Below are 17,345 nucleotides of genomic sequence, written 5' to 3'. Positions count from 1 at the left end.
GACAGAAAACAACAAATCCCTGACCACACAACCACAGCCCCAAATGCCTCCAAAAGGCTCCTCAAGGGCTTTTTGTGTTTCGGCGCCCGCTTGAAATCCATCGCAGCGCCTCATCGGGTATAGCCCTCACATCCGGCGGCGATGTCAGCAGCGGAGCATGGGCAGGTGTGAGAAGAAACTGGCCGATCGGTCAGTACAAGATGTTCCCATGATAGGCGGATTAACCCCCGTCTTTCAGGGAGAAGGCCAGCACGTAGTCGCCGATGTCGGTCGAATTTGCAGCTCCGCCAACCGAAACCAGAACATATTGCCGGCCTGTTTTCGGTGAGATGTAGGTCATTGGCGTCGCGCTCGAGCCGACCGGGAGAGGATATTTCCAAAGCTCGTTGCCGTTCTCGGCGTCATAGGCGCGGATGTAATAGTCCTGGAAGCCGGCAAAGAAGACGACGCCGCCAGCGGTCGCCGACGTGCCGGCATAGGTCGGCAGGCCCATTGCCATAGGCATGTTCATCTTCATCTTGAGCGGTCCGAGCTGTTCGGCAGTGCCGGCCGGCACCTGCCATGCGATCTTGCGCGTGTTCAGATCCACTGCGGTCACCGTGCCCCATGGCGGTTGCGTGCAGGGAATGCGCAATCGTGATGTCCACTTCTCGGTCGTCATGCCATAAGGCGTGCCCCGCTGCGGCGCGGAGGGCCCATGCGCGGTCGTGACGAGGGCGAAATCGACATATTCGTCGCGCGGAACGAGCGCGAAGATACTGGGGACGCGAATATCGTTCATGAAGACGCGGTTGTTGGCCGGGTCTACCGAGAGGCTTCCCCAGTTGAGACCGCCGAGGTTTCCCGGCTGCTGAAGTGCCGGTTGTGTGCCGATCGGTGTGAAATCGCCGTCGTAGCGCAGCTTTCGAAAGGCGATGCGGCAGGCGAGCTGATCGAACATCGTCAGGCCCCAAGCCCTCTGCTCCGTCACCTGTTCGGCACCGATTGTCGGCATGCCGACCGAATAAGGCTGCGTCGGAGACAGTTTCTCCTCCGGCGCACCCCCTTTCTGCGGCACGGGCTTTTCCTGAACGTCGGCAAGGGGGGCGCCGGTCTGCCGACTGAGCAGGAAAAGCTGCCCGCGTTTGGTGGTCAGCAGCACGGCGGGTACGGTGGCGCCGTTGCCATCGGGCAGGTCGATCAGCATCGGCTGGGCGGGGAGATCATAGTCCCAGATATCGTGATGCACGGTCTGGAATTTCCACCTCTCCCGGCCTGTCGTCACATCGAGCGCCACCAGTGTCGCGTTGTAATGATCGGCGAAAGCCGGCCGATTGGCGCCGTAATAATCCGGCGTGGTATTGCCAAGCGGGGCATAGATGAGGCCGAGCTTGTCGTCGAAGGCGGCTGTCGTCCACATGTTGGGCGTGGCGCGCGTATAGGTTTCACCCTCCAGTGGAAGCTTGGTGATCGCAGGATTGCCGAGATCCCATGCCCATTCGAGCTCGCCGGTGACCACATTGAATGCGCGGATGACGCCTGAGGGCTCGCCGACCTCCTGATTGTCGGTGACCCAGCCTCCAATGACGATGAGGTTGCGGGCGATCAGTGGCGCCGATGTCTGGAAGTAATAGCCCTTCTTGACTTCGCCCATGCCCTGGGAAAGCTGTACGGCGCCATTATCGCCGAAGGCCGTGCACGGCGCGCCGGTCTTGCTGTCGATCGCCAGAAGCCGGGCGTCGATCGTCGTCTGTATCAGGCGTTCGTTGCAAAGGCCGTCGGGCGAACGGTTCGCTTCCGGCATCTTGTAGTAGCCGAGGCCGCGACAGCGCTGCCAGTAGGGCGCCGACGCCTTGGGATCGAAGGTCCAGCGGGGTTTTCCCGTATCCGTATCGAGGGCCGCGATCACATTCGTCGGTGTGCACGTGTAGACGGTATCGCCGATCTGCAAGGGCGTATTCTGGTCAACGCCGTCGCCTCTTCCGGTGCGGTATGACCAGGCAAGCTCAAGCTGGGCAACGTTGCTGCGGTTGATCTGGTCGAACGGGGAATAGCGATCTCCCGCTGTGCTGCGGCCATAGGATGTCCAGTCGGAGGGGGAGTTGTCGCCTTTGGCCGCCTTATAGGCAGGAATGTCGGCGGAGGGGCGGATCACCTCGTGCGGCGTGAACGCAAGGCTGAAGCCCGCAGCAAACAGAATGGCGGCAAGCGCGGCGCCGCCATAGAAGAGCTTTCGGTTGGCGGCCGGTAAACGCGCTGGTGCAAAAAGAAATGCAAATCCCGCCAGAGCGATAGGCGACATCAAGCGTGCGAAGAGCGCCCAGAAATTGGTGCCAGACTCCCACAATGCCCAGGGAAGAGTGAAAACGGCGACAAGCAGGATAATGAGCGCGCCGAGCGGCTTTCGGAGCCATAGCAGAACTGCCGCAACGAGGTAGGCAAGTCCTGTGATTGCGTAATAGGGCGACCCGCCGAGGCTGATCAACAACGCGCCGCCTCCTATCAAGCCCAATCCGATAAGGGCGAGAGCGATACAGTATAGAGCGGCCAGATATTTCATCGTCTTCTCATCCAATTCGCTACCCGATCGCCCTCATTCGCCTCCGACCATCAAACGGCGCCTTGGGCAGCACAGGGCCATTGGAGCGATGGTCAGCTATTCGTCCCGAAGAGGGGCAGTCCCCTCAAATTTTTCCTGATGTAGCTGTGGTCACTGACACGTGTCCCCGAGCCGGCGATGATGCTTGTGATTACGTCAAAACTTCCGAAAGGGGCGCAGATGGTTCTCGGCGAAAAACTTGATCTGGCGAAGGGGCGGCCGACGGGATTCGATTACATGCGACTGCTGCTGGCCTTTTCGGTGCTTTGGATACATACGGCTCGCGTTACCTATGGCGATGATCTGTTTTTGTGGGAAACGCCCCTGCGTCCCTTTATCAAGTCGGTGCTACCCATGTTCTTTGCCCTGAGCGGGTTCCTGGTTGCCGGCAGCCTGGCGCGGTCGAAGACGTTGATCTCTTTTCTTGGCAATCGATTTATCCGGATTTACCCCGCTCTCGCGGTGGAAGTGTTGCTGGCTGCTTTTATACTTGGAGCGATCTATACCGAGTATGACCTCAGTAACTACTTCAGCGACCCCCAGTTTTTTGCATATCTCCTGAACGTCACCGGGCACATTCACTTCAATCTTCCGGGAGTGTTCCTGAACAACCCTGATGCCGCCATGGTGAATGGGCAGCTCTGGACGGTGCCTTTCGAACTTGAATGTTATGTCGCGATCGCCTTGCTTTTCCTGCTTGGCGTAGTCAAACGGCGCGCAATTGCGCTCGTGGCAACGACGGCGTTGATCGTGGGCTTTGGGCTTGCGAGATATTGGAAGCACGAGAGCAACTGGGCATCCATGCCGACGACCGCATCGGGGAATCTGCTGATCGGCGCCTTCCTCGTAGGCGTGACCATCTATCTCTACAAGGACAAGATTCTGTGGGATGTCCGCATCTTCATCGCTGCTGTTGCCGTCATATTGTGGGCTTACTGGTTCAGCCCATTTGGGGACTTCGTTGCCATTCCGGCTATTGGCTATGTAACCGTCTTTCTCGGGCTCACCTCGCCCCGCAAACTCGGAGTGCTTCAGGGAGCCGACTATTCCTATGGCGTATTCCTCTACGGCTATCCCATCCAGCAGGCCTTCGTCGCACTCGGACCGTGGGCGCATAACTGGTGGCTGAATGGGATCGTCTGCAGCATGATTGTCACTTGTTTTGCCGCCCTCTCGTGGCGCTTTATCGAAAAGCCTGCGCTGGGGTTGAGGAAACAGGTGACCTGGCTTGAGAACCTGTACCTGCAGCGCGGTTCAAGACGGGAGTTGGCCGGAGCGGTTTTGAAATAGGCTTCCGGTTTCACATCCGATAGCCCGGGAAACCGAAGCCGGCCAGCGAAGAGATCATCACGCTTGCCGTCGCCAAGCTCTGACGGCGCCTAAAGCTCAATACTGATGCTAGGCTCATGCCATCGCATGATGCCTCAAGCAGGCAATACCGTGCGGAGCGGAGCCTCGTTTAGATTTGCCCTAAACTTCGAGCGGCACGGGGGAAAATCCGATTGAGCGTATTGGCGGCTTCCAGGTTCGGTCACGATGGCGATCCAAGGGAGGCAGGGGCGTAGCCATTTTCATGCTTTTTCTGCGGATGTCGCTGCGCGGAACCAGGCATGTTCTGCTGGACTGTTTCGATTTCGTCCCCCGAGATATTCCTCCAATATTTCCAGCCCTCGCCTTGAATAAGCCCTTGATCGGACAAGTCCTTCCAGCTTGTGTAAGTGCCTGTATCGTCACAGACGAAGTCACCCATCCCCTTGTCGGCGGAGTAAACGGTGTATTCTTCCGTATGCTGAGAAAGGTGCTCGGCATCGGCAACTTTGTGCACGAAGGTCGATAGGAATTTGAAGTGAAGAAGGGCGCCGGATACGCAAAGCGCGCCGCGCATGTCGCCCAAATTCAGGCAGAGCGGCCAGACCTGGTGCGATGATTTGAGAAACAGCCGTTCACCTGTCACATATATAAGAGGGAGCTTGTTGAGCGCCGGCCCGTCCCAGAGCCTATCGCGAAAATAAATGCGTCCGCGAACGCCGCCTTTGATCCATGTCGTCCTGTTGCGGTCGTCGAAATGTGCGACATAGCCGGATCGGTCGAAAAGATTGCAGACCTCCAGCGGGTTGCGACCGGGTTCGCATATGTTTTCCAGGACCGGACGCTGACTGTACATGTCGATCATGACCGAGCGGAGGGAATGGCCGCCGGTAGATTCGATATAGGCTGTCAATTGATTGATTGGGCGGGAGTCGCAATGCGGATAGACCAGAAACTCGTCTGCATCGACATAAAGGACCCATTTCTCCTGACAGTGCCGGTTGATGACTTCATTGATCCAGTCGTTCCCGAACCTTGCCGCCTTGTAGGAACCGTGAGCCGAGAGCAGCGAGACATCGTCGAAGCTGGCCAGCAATTCTGCCGTTCCGTCCGTCGAGCCGTTGTCGATGCAGATGAAGTGCTCGAAACCGAGGTCGCGATAATATTGCAGGAAGAATGCCAGGCGGTGGCCCTCGTCACGGATGACGCAGATGACGACGTGGCGCGCCTGCTTGAGGGCGCTGCGCAGCAGGTCGTAGCGGACCTGCCGAGCCTTTAGCGACCGGCGCAGGCGCGCTTTTGCGTAATGCGAGATACTAGCGACGGAAGCCCGATAACTCATTTTCCATCCTGAGTTCTATATACGGATCTTTTTTCGGGTCGGACCAATATGCGTCATCATACAGCATAATCGCCAACCAGCAGGCTCTGGACCCTCGGGTGAGGCCCATTCCTCTCGATCGCGTGTTCGAGGCGTGCCCGCATCGACCGATATTTATAGAGCATCTTCCGATCGAGGCTTATTCCGCGATAGAGGGCGCTGTAAATCGGATGCGCCTTGCGCAGATCGACGTAGACTTGGCTTTCCCGATCAGTCCATGGAAAGAAGGTTCCATGCCATGGCTTGGGATGCGCCATATAGTGGACGATCGCCAGTGACGACATGTTCACCAGATGCAGAAACTGCTTGGGAAAGTTCCAACGGTTGGACACGAGGATGAGCGATGATCCGCAGACATAGTTCAATGCACCCTGATCATGTTTACCCTCGCAAGCCTCGGGATTTCTGGCAAAAAGCTCAAGCGCCTCCTGCCCGATCCAGCCGTTGCGATGGAATTTCAGAACCCCTGCGTTGAAGTAATGGTTGTCTTTTCCGGTGTTGAGGAAGTCCTGGATTGCCGTGTAGTCGCGGGCCGCGAAAAACCGGCCCTCAGGCACAGTGGCGTTTTCGAGTTTACCGAGATCGCTGACGATCTGGGTATCGCCATCGAGATAGATGATCTGGCTGTAATGGGCGGGCAGGATCTCGCAGAGGACCAGCTTGGCCATTGTGCTGACGCTGATGCGCCCCTGAAAATGCGAGCTGTCGAGTTTGCCGAGGGAGTCCTGCAGTGCGTCGGTCGCATCGATCAATTCGACTCCGCTCGCGGCGAGCAAGGCTCTCAACTCATTGAAATTATCGAGACGTTCAGACATGAGCACGCAAACATCGGTTGCGGGGCTTGCGGATTTGCGAGCCTGAAGCGCGGAAAGGATAGTTGGAAATGAATATTCCACATCCGTGACGTACACAACGCACTGATTGTTCATGTCATCACCCTTGCGGTTGTCTTCAAAGCGAGTGAATGGCTGCTCTCCTCGGGGTTGAGGGAACAGTTGTTGCTTGACCCGGCAGACCTGTCGTATGACAGTCCAGTCCTGTATACATTTCGGATCGCAGGACCACTCGTTTGTTGAAACAGCGTCCCGCCTCCAGTTGTGTGTTCCATTGTTGAGACGCTCGTCATGGAGAATGCCGTGCCTGTCACAGGACTGTGCTTCGACATCTTGAACCGCGGCAGGATGATTGGTGCCGGAATCCTTGTCGAAATGCAGAGGGAAGGGAGATCGTCATGCTGATCACCACCCTGGTGGCGGCCGTGATTTCGATAGCCGCCGGCGCTTCGATCCGCGCCTGGGCCTTTGCGATTTTCGCAATTCTTGTGGCAATCGGCGTCGGCTGCGTAGCTTTCGCCGACGGCTCTTCGCTGATCGCGGCAATCTTTTCCGGCCTCGCTTTCCTCGTGCTCATGGAGATCGCCTACCTCGCCGGCGTCTTCCTCTCGGGATTTGCGCGGCGTAGCGCCAGGCTGCGGCAAAGCAATTCCGCCGCCGAAAGCATCGCACCCACCAGCGAGCGCCAGCAGGGCTGACGCCGAAATAGGACCCGCCTCCCGCCCTTCCGAGGATGGGAGTGCGGAACCGCGTTCCTCCCACCTTGCAACACCGGCATTTCCTGACGGATGCGGCGCGCGCGGCCTTTGGCCTTGAACGGAATTCGCCACTGACGTCATCACGCTGCAAACATCGGCGCTCTCCTCAGAGATGCCGATGCCTCCGGTGGATGCCGATCTGAGACGGGTCGGGTCGCTCGATGCTGCGAGACATAGGGAGGGGCCAGGCAACCGGCAGCCAAACCCGCTGTGGTGCTGAACAGCAGTCCGAGATCGGTGCCGCTTCCTGAAATCGCCGCAGAGGCTATCTGTGCGATCGATGCCATGATGGCAGCATTTCCGATCGCATGCGTCTCCCGATCGCCCGAGACGTGCCGACCGGAGGCTCTGATAAGGCTGTACAGGAAGGCAACGAAGAGAAGCGTGCCGGTCAATCCTACGTTGGACAGCAATGCGGCGATGAAACTCGAAGCTCGAACCGTTCCGAGCCCAGCACCGAAGGTCGCGGTGTCGACGAATGCGATCAGTGCCAGCGTATTCCAGGCGGTGCGCTCTTCGCCGGATTGCGATTGAAGTTTGTCCGACACCGTGGTGTTAACGAGGCTGGCGATGGAGTGCCACGCATCAGGGGCAAGGCTGAGAGCGACGATGGCACAAGGGACCAAGAAGAGGGTTATTGCCAGGAAAGTTAGGTGCGAGTTCTTAGCCGATCCTGCGATCATACGTTTGAAGCAGAACAGCACGAGCATGCAGACAACGAAGAGCCCAGCGATATAGGCAGTTGTCGACGTGCAGAGCAGGATCGTCGGGCCGATGAAAAGCGTTGCCATGCCGGCCATGCGGCTTCGGACACGCTCCAGCCAGAGCAGAAGAGTGAACGAAAAATAGGCCAATGCGACCGTCCCATATATGCTTGCTTCGGGAAAGGCGCCGACAATGCGTTTGAAACCGCTGATCGTCTCGGCCGTATGCATCGTATAATTCGCGTTTCTAATGACATCGAGCAGGTAGGACTGGCCGGTCAAGAATGTTCCGATATCAAGCAACGCCAGAGCAAAACATGCGATTGACGCGACGATCAACTGCTGTGCGATGAAACGCTGATATCCGAGCCTCGCAAGGCCCGAGACCACGGCAAAGCAGGCGAGGTCGCCGAGCAGATAGACAGATTGGCTAAGGTTGGATGAACCTGGGGACAGGGGAGCGGCGACAGTCGACATCATGCCCGTCGCATCTCTCGCAGAGGAGTAGACGAGGGTCGCGCCCGCAAAAATGCGCGGCAGGAAAAAGGACGACACTACGGAAAACAGGACATAGGCGGCAAACCAGAAGCCGGGACCCGGATAGGCGATGCTCGCCAGCGCCGCTTGCGTCTGGACTGGGCGCACCAGGGTGGCGGCGACGATAAACAGCAACAAGAGATGGCTTGGCTGGATACTGCTGCCGCCGAGCGCGGGCAATTGGAGAGCCGCCGCGGCTCCCAGCAGCGTTAAGAGGCAAAGGGTCGTAACTGCGAAACGAGCGCCGTTGACCATGGCGAGCAGGCCAAGCAGGAGAATGATGAAACCGAGCGGCTCTATCGACATGCGTCCAATCCTGACCCGGTCAAACAGCTGGAATAGCGATTTGGCCGAATGCAGGCCCCCACAAGCCGGTATGATGGGCGAGGCGAGAGTCGCCCGCTGTCGTCGCTGATCATTGTCGCCTCCTAATTCGATCCCGTCTGGGATATCCAGCCGCGGCTCGCTCGATCATCCCCGGCGATATCAGACGAAGGGACTGTAGAGCTCTGCGTCTGGAGTGCCGGCTGCAGAGGCGAAGTCGGCGCTTGAAGATTGGTGTCCAAGCCAACCTCGACGAGATCATGCGGCAGCAATGCGGTTTGCTCGTCTGCTACGATGTTGCTGTAGGTTCCGTCGTTATTGCGGCGCATAATCCTGTAGTTCTTCTGCGCTCTGCCAACACCCGGCGCCTCCATGTTCATCTGAGCAAGCTGAGCGTCGTAGCCGGCCTGTTCGCCCAAAAGCTGCGCCACCTGGATATCGATAGCGGCCCTGCCGATCGCGAGGTTGACTTGATTCAGCAGCTCCTGGTTTTCGCTGTTCTGCCTATTGACGATATTGATCTTGGAACGGTTGGCTTCACTGAGGCCCTGGCGAGCCGTAGTCAGGGCAACTTCGAGATCGATCAGGGTACCTTGTGCATCCGCAACCCAGCGGTCGACAGAGACCTGGCGGGAATTGCTGACCAACCCCTTGCTCACCAGACTGTTGACGTTGTCCAATTCCTTCTGGGCAAGGTCGATCTGCCGCTTTTGCGAGCTGATCTTGGCCTCGAGCGACTCGACCTGCTGGCCATAGAGGCGGGTGAGGTCATTCGCCGCTGCAATCTGGCTGTCGATATCGACGCGACGCAGCCGCATCAGGTTCAATTCCTGTGCCTTCAGCTTGTCGACATCGGGCGTTCCCACGAGTTCGGTGGGGATCTCGAAGCTCTGCTCGCCGGCGATCTCCGCGCGCAGCCGCGCCTGCCGCATCAGGAGATCGCGCCGGTTGAGGACGGCGGTTCGGTATGCCCCGGCTGCCTGAATCCGATCGCGTTCGAAGTAGGTGTTGTCCTCGCGCTCCCGGAGAAAGCCCCCAGCGATGCTGATGGCCTTCATAACAGTCATCCGCGGTTCAAAAGGATAGCGCCCCGGGGTTTGAACGGTGCCGGTCACAAAGACCGGCGCATGCTCTGCAATCTCTAGGGCGATGTATGGCTTGCCAGGAAGTTCCGCCTTTTCAGCGAGCGCGCTGGCGATGGCGTCGGCGAGTTCTTCGGTTGTCTTTCCTGACGCCTGTACATGGCCAGCGATCGGGATCGACAAGTCGCCAGTATCGTCGATGGTGTAGACGCCATCGAGAGCTTCCCAGCTGGCGTAGCGGGAATCGGTCGAGCGCCATTCGACAACGCGCAGTCTTACCTTGTCTTCCGGCACGAGGGTGAATGTTTGCGCGCGGGCGACGCTGCAGCCGGTCAGACAGCAGAAAACCAGCAAGGCGAGGGCCGCGGAGATAAAACGATCGGGCAAGACTGTGGACTGCATTGATCTATCTCCGTTTCGGTGTGGTCGGCGGCGGCGCCGTTGCGCGGGACGGCGGATTGCCGAATTCGAGAATGCGGGACGGTGCGGCGCTGCCGGCAAGAAGATCGGCGAGCGCCAGCAAATTGCCTTTCAAACGGCCCCATCGGTCGACCAAGCGATGGTTGAACAACATGCCCGATGCGTTCGCCAGGATGTTGCGGCCAATCTGGGCTATCGCTCGGCTCTTCGACATCGTGCCCTTCCGGATCAGGTAGGCAGGATTTGCAACCTGGGAGTAACCAAGTCTTTGGCCGGGCTGTCGCCCGGATCTGACGCCGAGATGCACCCCACGGGCCCCTTCAACGCGCACGCATCTGCCGTAGTGGGCGATGGACCTGCTAAAATCCACATCCTCAAGCCAGCCATAGAGCGGCAGTTGCTCGTCGAAGGTCACTGCGTGTTGGAGAACGGGGGCTAGGCGAACCGCCATATTGCACCCGTAGGCATTATAGACATCCGCGATCCGCTCGCACCCTTCGCCGGCAGTTTGAAGAACCTCCAGGGCCTTCGACATGTCTAGCCCTCCTACGAGGACGCCATCGGCCAGGACCTCGCCGGTGGCGATCACGACGTCGGGTTTTGCTGAAAAAACGGCGTCCATTCGCGACAGGAAGGTTGTGGCGGGAATGAAGTCGTCGTCCAGGAAGATCAGAACATCCGTATCGGCCGCGGTCGCCCGGATGATGCTGTTGCGCTGGGAAGTGAGGCCACGGCTGCCGACAATGACTTCCACGTCGGCTCGGTCGGCGAGCCCGGCGGCATCGTCAATGCCCGGTACGCAGACGATTAACCGCTGCGGCTGGTCCGGCAAGCGGGCGAGATAGTTGACGGTTTCCAGCAGGATCGAAGGGCGGCCCGCGGATGCAATTCCGATGGCGAGCCGCAATGGCTGGCGCGAGCGTCGCGCCATCGCTTCCGCGTCGCAAGAAACAGAGGCCGGTTCCCTCAGCCCATCCGGTATGGCCGCTTTTGGCGAATGCGCGCTCATGACTGCATGCTCGCCGGAGCGTGGTTGATGACAGCGCCGAGGATCTCCGCGCCGACATTGCGCATCGTCTCGATGACACGGATGGCCTCATCGATCGAGGTGCGTCCGTGCGAGGCGACCACCAGAACTCCGTCAAGCTCCGGCGCGATCGCATTGGCATCCGGCGAAGCGGAGAATGCGGAAATGTCGACGAATATGGCGTCAAACTCCTTTTTCAGCTCGGCGAAGCTCAATTGCGTGCGACGCGAACTCAGGCGAATTGCCGGCGTCACGGTGTCGACCTCACCGAGCGGAAGGAACTTCAGCGTCGAGGAGAGGGACAAGGCCGCTGTCTGAATCAGTTCGCCATTGTCGAGGACGTCCACGAGGCCGCTGGAGCTATGGGGTGCGATCGCCTTGCTGAGCGATGGCTTCTGCGCGGCCGCATCAATCAGAAGGGTCGTCGCTCCGGACACCGACGACAGCACCGCAAGTTCGCTTGCGATGGTCGATGCTCCGCTGCCGGGACTGACGGCGACCACGCCGATGACGACCCGGCGTTTGCGCCGCAGGCCGACCACCGTTGCGCTCAGTTCCATTATGCCTGGAATAACCGGATAATCGGCCGTAGGGCTGCCGGTGCCGGCGGCGAGCAATGGCGTGGGGTGGCCGTTGCGTGTCCTTTTTGATGTCGTCAGCACAGTCACGAAGGGCAGATCACAGGTTTCGGCGATCTGATGCGGGCGGACGAGCCGGCGGTCACTGGCATGTCTTATCATCGCGAGTGCGAAACCCGTGCCAAGGCCAAGGGCCGCCGCAAAGGCAGCGATCAGCGTGCTGCGCGGTCTCGCCTTCGAAAGAGGCAGTGTGGCTCGCGAGACGATCGTGGCATCGGACATCGGATAGGTTATGCGCTGCTTTGCTTCGGTCAGCTGGTTCAAGGTGTTTTCATAAAGAGTGCGGCGGGCATCCGTCGCGCTCTGCAACTCCGCAAGCTTGAACTGGTCGCGCGGATTGCTCGTGAAGCTGGCCAGGGCGCTGGCGGCCTCCGCCAGCCCTCGCTGTTGCTCGGCCATGAATTTCGCCAGCCAGTCGCTATATTGACGGGCGGCGTTGGCCTTCATCGCGATATTCTTCTGGATGTATTGCCTGGCGAGCGTGTCGGCGATGTCGACAGCCTTCTGCGGAGTCGACGCCGCAGCCGATATCTCGACGATCGTCGAGTTTCCGATCCGGCGGATGCCCACCGTGTTCAGCAGTTTGGCCGTTGCCCAGTCACGGAGGCGCTCCTCCTCCGTCTGCGGTTGCGCTTCCCCTGTTCCCTTGCCCGCCGGGTCTTGCGATGGTTTATCCGATTGTGAGGAAAGCCCCATCAGCCAATTCTTCGCTCTGTCCTGCAGCGAAGGTGTCTGATCGACAAACTCCGGATCATGAACGAGGTCGAGCGCCGCCACTGTTCCGCCGACGACATCGGTCGATCTGGCGATTTCCAGCTGTCCTTCGATAAACGCATCCTCGGCGAAAGCCCTCTGTGCTTCAGAGCCGCTCACCTGGGGGAAAATCACGAGCTGTGTGCTGGCAACGAAGGTCGGTTTGGCCGTTAACAGATAAGTTCCGGCGATCGCCAGGAAGGCGATGGTGGTCACGACGATCCAATGCCAGCGCATTCTCAAGAAGAAGAGCATATCCCGCAGGGTCAGCGGCGAATTCCCGCCGGCTGTGGTTGCTGCGGACAGGGGTATGGGAGAGACACCGCTGAAGATTGTGCTGGAGGTCATGTCGTCCTATTCCAAAAATGGGCGAGATCGAGGAGTAACCACCTAGCGGCAGCTTGGCGGGGACGGTGGAGAAACGCACCTTCCGATCTCAGGCATGGTCGGCGCCTCCCCCTGAACGTTCAGTACGAGCCACGTTGCGAAAACAGCGCAGGAATGGTCTTGGCGATGATGATGAAGTCGCGGAGGAGCGACCAGTTGTTGAGATAGTGGACGTCGAGGGAAATCCGGTATTCGTAACTGACGTCGTTGCGCCCACTGGTCTGCCATTGACCGGTCAGTCCGGGACGGGCCGCCATATAGGCCCACATGTGTTCGCCGTAGCGCGGCAATTCCTCTGCTGTGACCGGCCGGGGTCCGACGAGGCTCATTTCGCCACGCACGATATTGATCAGCTGGGGAAGCTCGTCGATGCTCGATCGCCTGAGGATCTCGCCGACGGCGGTGATCCTCGGATCGTCTTTCAACTTGCGCGTCGCTTCCCATTCGCTACGGGCGGCCGGGTTGTTTTGCAGCAATTCCGCAAGCTGAGCGCTCGCATCGATCTTCATCGTTCGAAACTTGAGGCATCCGAACGGCGCTCCGCCATAGCCAATGCGCGTATGGGAATAGAAGACAGGACCGCGGTCGGAGAGTTTCACGATCACCGCGACAATCAGCAGAAGCGGGGAGAGCATGATCAGGGCGGTGATCGCGGTAACAAGGTCTATAACACGCTTCCACGACCTGCCCGCTGCACGGGGCCGGGAGTCGCGTAAATCGCCGCCCTTTGCGGTCCGTCCGACGCGCGACCAGGCCTCAAAACTATGTGCTTCCCATGTCATCGCGGCCTCCAAAACATTGCCGTCAAGAACCGTTCAAAGCTTGCTGCGCCGCACCCTGATTGTCTGTTACCAAGGTCATAATGCTTAATTAATTCTTTATGCTACCAAGCCGAATAAGAGATTTCCAATTACGGCTCTGTGTCATCAATTCTTTTAATTGGCTCTATAACCTGCTCTTAGGTGATAATTCTGGGTCGATCAGATTATAGATTTAATATATGCACTTCGCTTACTGGTGATTTTTAAATCATGTAGTCTTTTTATGGGCATGTATATTTTCTCAACCGATTAATTTTTGATCTTTTGGCGATTTTGATTATGGGTAGAGTTGTAGTTTTGGTTATAAATAGAATATAGACTTATTATTTTTGCCGCATTTTGCTGATGTTATTTGACTAACGTATTAACCCAATATAACTGATGCAGTGCAGCATTGCTGAGGGTCATTCTCGTACTGGAGTGGAGTGCATGGACGGGATCACGCATGCATCAGGTCGCAGGGTCGGTATCGGCAACACCACGATCTCGGCCAACGGCGGCATTCATCTCAACAGCCGCATCGTTGTCGACGACGAATTTCTTTCCTGCCGCTCGAGCGTGCGGCGTTTCCGTCGCGGTGAGGTCATTGCCGGTGCCGGGGTCCTTGTCGATATGTTCGCTCGCGTGCATTCGGGATTGGTCAATGCAAGCACGATGCTGCCCGACGGCAGGGAATTCATCGTCGAAATCATTCCGAAATCTGGTCTGATCGGCGAGCTCGAAGTCTTGCGCAGGCAGACATTGAGCCTCGAATATCGAGCCGCTGCCAACTGCGAGCTGCATTTCTTCGAAGGGCGGCTGCTGCGCGACATGTATGCCAGCGATCCGTGCTTCCGCGAAAAAGTTTTCTCAAGGGCGCTGGCGCGTATTTCGGAGCTCGAACACAGGATCATCTCCAATGCGGCGTCGACCTTGCAGTCAAGACTGGCGAGCACGCTGCTGCGGCTCTCGGCTGTTTACGGAAAGGATGCAGCAAACAGCGGCGACGAAGTGATCATCTCGCAAAATGATCTGGCCGCGACGCTGCCGGCGTCCCGCGAGAAGGTCAATCAATGCCTGCGGCGTCTGCGGGAATGCAAGATCATCGACGGAGGGCAGGGCAAGATCCGAATTCTCAATCGCAAAGCGCTTGAGGCCTGTGCGAATGGCGCATTTTCGGTGAAGTGATGCGCTCGTCGCTTCCCGAGGTCAGCCGATCCGCCGCAAATGTCAACCGCTTTCCCGGCTCCGACATGACAAGGATCGATCGTGTGGTCGTCATCGACGACTACTCGGTGGCCCGGGGCGGGGCGACAGGGCTGGCGGTCCTCTCGGCCAAGCTTTTTCGAGGCCTGGATATCCCCGTGACTTATATTTGCGGGGATGACGCGGCCAATGCGGAGCTTGCTGCTCTCGGCGTCTCCATGGTTGGATTGAACAGCCGCGATCTGCTGAGCGCCGAGCGCGCGAAGGCTTTCGTGACCGGCATTCACAATGGTGCGGCCACCCGAATGGTCGCGAACTGGATTGCCGCAAAAGATACCGTCAATACTGTCTACCATATCCACGGCTGGCATCAGATCCTGTCTCCCGCGCTTTTCCGGGCGCTGGCGCCGGTTGCCAGGCGAAGCGTCGTCCATGCGCACGACTTCTTCACCGCCTGTCCGAACGGCGCTTTTTTCGACTATCAGGCGCAAGAGATCTGCCTTCGGCGCCCGCTCGGCGCGGGCTGCCTTGCGACGGCCTGCGACAAGAGAAGCTATTCGCACAAATTGTGGCGGGTCGCCCGCGGCTCGAACATCCTCCGGCTTTTGAAGGCGCAGACCGATTTCGGCCGGATCATCCTGCTGCATGAGAAGATGGCGAGCTTTCTCGTCGGCGCCGGTTATCGGCCCGAACGGCTGACGACGATCCGCAATCCCGTTGCTCCTTTGTCGTTACAGCGCATCGAGGCGGAGGCGAACGACGAGTTCGTCTTCATCGGGCGGCTCGACGAGGAAAAGGGCGTGGAAGATGCAGTGGCCGCCACACGCAGAGCCGGCGCCAGGCTCTGCGTGATCGGGGACGGGCCGCTGAGGCGGTCGGTTGAAGCTTCCGGCGATCACGTCAGGGCCGTCGGCTGGCAGTCACATGCGGAGATCGGCACCATTATTCGCAAGGCGCGCGCCCTGTTGATGCCCTCGCGTTACCCCGAACCTTTCGGCCTCGTCGCGATCGAAGCGGCCAGGAGCGGTCTGCCCGTCATCATGTCACGCAGCGCCTTTCTTGCCGAGGAAATGGAACGAGCCGGCATGGCGTTTGCCTGCGACACGGGTGACGAAATCGCCTTTGCCGATGCTTTGACGCGCTTCAGCCAGATGCCGGGGCATGAGATCCGCGCCATGAGCGAGCGGGCTTTCCTGATGTCGCCGAATCTCGCTTCGACGCATGAGGAATGGCGCGACGCGCTCCTCGCCGAATATTACAGCCTGCTTTCGACGAATGCGGTTCCCGAGCTGACAGACGGTGTGGCGACACAAGGAGTATTCCGTTGACCTTCAAAGCAACAACCTCTCTTTCCGACGCAAGGGCATTTCTCGGCGATGCGCCTGTCATGGCGAAAAGACGCGTGGCCGAGGCGGGCAGCGTCAAGGAAACCGGGCAATTGCGCGTCGCCATCGTGCATTACTGGCTCGTCTCGATGCGCGGCGGCGAGAAGGTCGTCGAAGAGTTGTGCCGGATGTTTCCGCAGGCCGACATCTTCACCCTCGTCTGCAACCGGGATCGCATCAGCGATTTTCTAAAGACGCGGAACATCCGCACCTCCTTTCTGCAGAAGATTCCCGGCGCACAGCGGCATTACACCAAGATGCTGCCGCTGATGCCTTTTGCGCTCGAGCAATTCGATCTCCAGGACTACGATCTCGTCCTGTCAAGCGAATCCGGGCCTGCCAAGGGCATCATTACCCGCGCCGATGCTCTGCATGTCTGTTACTGCCATTCGCCGATGCGCTACATTTGGGATCAGTTCCACGTGTACCGGCATGGCCAGCCATGGATGGGGCGTGCGTTGATGTCGATCACCGCACCGATGCTGCGCGCCTGGGACGTGACGACATCCTCCCGCGTCGACATGTTCGTCGCCAATTCCGACTATGTCGCAAACCGCATTCGCCGCTTCTACGACCGGGACTCCGTCGTCATCCATCCGCCGGTTGCCACCGACGATTTTTCGGTCGGAAAGGGGAGGGGCGAATTCTATCTCTATGCCGGCCAGCTGACGGCCTACAAGCGGCCGGATATCGCGGTTCGGGCGTGCACCGAGGCAGGCCGGAAATTGGTGGTCATCGGAGAGGGAGAACAATTGCCCTATCTGAAATCGATCGCCGGGCCGACTGTTGAGTTTCTCGGACACCAGCCATTCAATATCCTTCGCGATCACCTGTCGCGATGCCGCGCCCTGCTGTTTCCGGGCATCGAGGATTTCGGCATCTTGCCGGTCGAAGCCATGGCATCGGGGCGGCCGGTCCTTGCTTTCGACGCCGGCGGCGCCCGGGAAACCGTGTCTTCGCCGCAGGTTGGTTTTCGCTTCGCACAGCAGACCGCGGAAGCCTTGCTGGAAACCATGGCGGCGTTCGAACAGGTCGAGGATGATATCGATCCGCATGCGATCCGCGCACATGCGATGAAATTCTCTTCCGCCGTGTTCCGCGATCGTCTGGCGGGCCTCATCGAGCAACAGCTGTCACTCCATGGCGAGCGATCGTTCGGCACTTTCGCGAGGCGGCCGGGCTGAGGGCAGGGAAAGTGGCTTCCGCCTTGCTGATGCAACCGCA

The 17,345-nt window shown here is 58.8% G+C and carries 13 protein-coding genes; 5 read left to right on the top strand and 8 right to left on the bottom strand.

Annotated features, from left to right (window positions below; all coding sequences use genetic code 11):
• Positions 1–220 precede the first annotated feature (220 nt).
• Positions 221–2,539, bottom strand: a complete 2,319-nt coding sequence (locus J0663_RS04705) for a membrane-bound PQQ-dependent dehydrogenase, glucose/quinate/shikimate family (RefSeq protein ID WP_207243285.1) — start codon at positions 2,537–2,539, stop codon at positions 221–223.
• Positions 2,540–2,758: 219 nt separating this feature from the next.
• On the opposite strand from J0663_RS04705, the gene J0663_RS04700 reads away from it, so the two are divergent.
• Positions 2,759–3,868 (top strand): acyltransferase family protein, encoded by a 1,110-nt coding sequence (locus tag J0663_RS04700; protein ID WP_207244432.1) that lies wholly within the window; start codon positions 2,759–2,761, stop codon positions 3,866–3,868.
• Between the two features lie 241 nt (positions 3,869–4,109).
• Here the strand turns inward: J0663_RS04700 and J0663_RS04695 are convergent, their stop codons facing one another.
• A complete protein-coding gene (locus J0663_RS04695) occupies positions 4,110–5,228 on the bottom strand; it encodes a glycosyltransferase family 2 protein (protein ID WP_207243284.1) in 1,119 nt (372 codons plus the stop codon).
• A gap of 56 nt (positions 5,229–5,284) precedes the next feature.
• Positions 5,285–6,196, bottom strand: a complete 912-nt coding sequence (locus J0663_RS04690) for a glycosyltransferase family 8 protein (protein ID WP_207243283.1) — start codon at positions 6,194–6,196, stop codon at positions 5,285–5,287.
• A gap of 302 nt (positions 6,197–6,498) precedes the next feature.
• Between J0663_RS04690 and J0663_RS04685 the strand changes: the two genes are divergently transcribed.
• Positions 6,499–6,798, top strand: a complete 300-nt coding sequence (locus J0663_RS04685; protein ID WP_246590372.1) for a hypothetical protein — start codon at positions 6,499–6,501, stop codon at positions 6,796–6,798.
• A gap of 140 nt (positions 6,799–6,938) precedes the next feature.
• Here the strand turns inward: J0663_RS04685 and J0663_RS04680 are convergent, their stop codons facing one another.
• The 5 genes from J0663_RS04680 to J0663_RS04660 all read right to left on the bottom strand — a co-directional run bounded on the left by J0663_RS04680 (position 6,939) and on the right by J0663_RS04660 (position 13,512).
• Entirely contained in the window at positions 6,939–8,405 is a 1,467-nt protein-coding gene (locus J0663_RS04680) for a hypothetical protein (RefSeq protein WP_207243281.1), read from the bottom strand.
• A gap of 122 nt (positions 8,406–8,527) precedes the next feature.
• Positions 8,528–9,907 (bottom strand): polysaccharide biosynthesis/export family protein, encoded by a 1,380-nt coding sequence (locus J0663_RS04675; protein ID WP_207244431.1) that lies wholly within the window; start codon positions 9,905–9,907, stop codon positions 8,528–8,530.
• A 4-nt stretch (positions 9,908–9,911) separates the two neighbouring features.
• Positions 9,912–10,934, bottom strand: a complete 1,023-nt coding sequence (locus tag J0663_RS04670; protein WP_207243280.1) for a glycosyltransferase family 2 protein — start codon at positions 10,932–10,934, stop codon at positions 9,912–9,914.
• Positions 10,931–12,691 (bottom strand): tyrosine-protein kinase domain-containing protein, encoded by a 1,761-nt coding sequence (locus J0663_RS04665; RefSeq protein WP_207243279.1) that lies wholly within the window; start codon positions 12,689–12,691, stop codon positions 10,931–10,933. Before J0663_RS04665 ends, J0663_RS04670 begins: the two co-directional genes overlap by 4 nt.
• 119 nt (positions 12,692–12,810) lie before the next feature.
• Positions 12,811–13,512, bottom strand: a complete 702-nt coding sequence (locus J0663_RS04660) for a sugar transferase (RefSeq protein ID WP_207243278.1) — start codon at positions 13,510–13,512, stop codon at positions 12,811–12,813.
• A gap of 468 nt (positions 13,513–13,980) precedes the next feature.
• On the opposite strand from J0663_RS04660, the gene J0663_RS04655 reads away from it, so the two are divergent.
• From J0663_RS04655 to J0663_RS04645, 3 genes are read left to right on the top strand one after another with little or no spacing between them, the layout of a single operon-like run.
• Positions 13,981–14,718 carry a Crp/Fnr family transcriptional regulator gene (locus tag J0663_RS04655; protein ID WP_207243277.1) on the top strand — a complete coding sequence of 246 codons (738 nt, stop codon included), beginning with the start codon at positions 13,981–13,983 and terminating at the stop codon, positions 14,716–14,718.
• Positions 14,715–16,064: a glycosyltransferase family 4 protein gene (locus J0663_RS04650; protein WP_246590371.1), complete on the top strand. Its 1,350-nt coding sequence runs from the start codon at positions 14,715–14,717 to the stop codon at positions 16,062–16,064. The genes J0663_RS04655 and J0663_RS04650 overlap by 4 nt, the downstream gene beginning before the upstream one ends.
• Positions 16,061–17,305 carry a glycosyltransferase family 4 protein gene (locus J0663_RS04645; RefSeq protein ID WP_207243275.1) on the top strand — a complete coding sequence of 415 codons (1,245 nt, stop codon included), beginning with the start codon at positions 16,061–16,063 and terminating at the stop codon, positions 17,303–17,305. Before J0663_RS04650 ends, J0663_RS04645 begins: the two co-directional genes overlap by 4 nt.
• Positions 17,306–17,345: the final 40 nt, after the last annotated feature.

The sequence above is a fragment of the Rhizobium lentis genome, from assembly GCF_017352135.1.
Classification (GTDB): domain Bacteria; phylum Pseudomonadota; class Alphaproteobacteria; order Rhizobiales; family Rhizobiaceae; genus Rhizobium; species Rhizobium lentis.
This window is presented reverse-complemented; position numbering and strand designations above follow the sequence as displayed.

Bases quoted from the DNA above. Each gene is read 5' to 3' on its own strand.
- J0663_RS04705 (WP_207243285.1), bottom strand. From the start codon at position 2,539: ATGAAATATCTGGCCGCTCTATACTGTATCGCTCTCGCCCTTATCGGA.
- J0663_RS04700 (WP_207244432.1), top strand. From the start codon at position 2,759: ATGGTTCTCGGCGAAAAACTTGATCTGGCGAAGGGGCGGCCGACGGGA.
- J0663_RS04695 (WP_207243284.1), bottom strand. From the start codon at position 5,228: ATGAGTTATCGGGCTTCCGTCGCTAGTATCTCGCATTACGCAAAAGCG.
- J0663_RS04690 (WP_207243283.1), bottom strand. From the start codon at position 6,196: ATGAACAATCAGTGCGTTGTGTACGTCACGGATGTGGAATATTCATTT.
- J0663_RS04685 (WP_246590372.1), top strand. From the start codon at position 6,499: ATGCTGATCACCACCCTGGTGGCGGCCGTGATTTCGATAGCCGCCGGC.
- J0663_RS04680 (WP_207243281.1), bottom strand. From the start codon at position 8,405: ATGTCGATAGAGCCGCTCGGTTTCATCATTCTCCTGCTTGGCCTGCTC.
- J0663_RS04675 (WP_207244431.1), bottom strand. From the start codon at position 9,907: ATGCAGTCCACAGTCTTGCCCGATCGTTTTATCTCCGCGGCCCTCGCC.
- J0663_RS04670 (WP_207243280.1), bottom strand. From the start codon at position 10,934: ATGAGCGCGCATTCGCCAAAAGCGGCCATACCGGATGGGCTGAGGGAA.
- J0663_RS04665 (WP_207243279.1), bottom strand. From the start codon at position 12,691: ATGACCTCCAGCACAATCTTCAGCGGTGTCTCTCCCATACCCCTGTCC.
- J0663_RS04660 (WP_207243278.1), bottom strand. From the start codon at position 13,512: ATGACATGGGAAGCACATAGTTTTGAGGCCTGGTCGCGCGTCGGACGG.
- J0663_RS04655 (WP_207243277.1), top strand. From the start codon at position 13,981: ATGGACGGGATCACGCATGCATCAGGTCGCAGGGTCGGTATCGGCAAC.